The sequence below is a fragment of the Streptomyces sp. NPDC046759 genome (assembly GCF_040645475.1).
Taxonomy (GTDB): Bacteria; Actinomycetota; Actinomycetes; order Streptomycetales; family Streptomycetaceae; genus Streptomyces.
Window position 1 is genome coordinate 1 of the sequence record NZ_JBEYYJ010000091.1, and the last position, 1103, is coordinate 1103.

A 1103-nucleotide genomic window follows, 5' to 3' on the forward strand; every position below is an offset into this window, starting at 1 on the left:
CTAGGGCCTGTGTGAGGTCGTGATCAATCTCGGGTTCTGGTCCCGTGCGGGGGCGGGACCTGGTAGGACGCTGGGTGTGACACGTAGGCAACTCACTGACGAGCAGTGGGAATTCATCGAGCCGTACCTGCCGATAGGCGAGTACGGTCCGTACCCCCAGCGGCTGCGGGATCAGTTCGAGGGGGTGATCTGGCGGTTCCGGTCCAGTGCCCAGTGGCGCGAGATGCCCTCCGACTTCGGACCGTGGGCGACGGTCTACGGGCGCTTTCGCGTCTGGCGGGACGCCGGGTTCTTCTCCGCTCTTCTGGAAGGCATGACCGCCGAGGCCGTCCGCCGGGGACAGACGGACTTATCCCTGGTCAGCGTGGACTCCACCACTGCCCGCGCCCACCACGACGCAGCCGGGATGTGCATCGGCAAGGACGTCATGGACGCCCTTGAGGAAGCCGCCGCCGAGCAGGAGCGGGCCCGGCAAAAGGGGGCGGACCGCCAGAACAGAACGGACACGACGGCAGGGACGACCCCGAGCAGGAAGAGCGACGACGTGTCAGGCGACGGCGCAGACTCCGCTTGAGCCAAGCCCTGCTCGGCAGATCCCGTGGTGGACTGACGAGCAAGATTCATCTCTCCGCTGACCGCAAGTGCCGTCCGCTGTCCCTCGTCCTGACCGCGGGACAGGCCGCCGACAGCCCGCAGTTCATCCCCGTGCTCCAGAAGATACGGGTCCGACTGCCTGTCGGTCGGCCTCGGACCCGGCCCGGCGCTGTCGCCGCGGACAAGGCCTACTCCTCCCGCGCCAACCGCTCCTACCTGCGGAAACGCAACATCAAGGGAGTCATCCCGGAGAAGAAGGACCAGGCCGCCAACCGGAAGAAGAAGGGCAGCCGGGGCGGCCGCCCCACACGCCACGACACCGATCTGTACAAGGAGCGGAACACCGTCGAGCGGCTCATCAACAAGTTGAAGGCCTGGCGGGGCATCGCCACTCGATACGACAAGACGCCCGAGAGCTACCTCGCCGGCCTCCACCTCCGTGCCTCGATGATCTGGATCAACGACCTCCTGAAGGAAACTGGCTGATCACAACATCACACAGGCCCTAG

The 1103-nt window shown here is 66.2% G+C and carries 1 pseudogene; it reads left to right on the forward strand.

Annotation, left to right across the window (positions count from 1 at the left end):
- Positions 1–76: 76 nt before the first annotated feature.
- A pseudogene (locus ABZ919_RS41515) lies at positions 77–1080 on the forward strand (IS5 family transposase).
- Positions 1081–1103 lie beyond the last annotated feature (23 nt).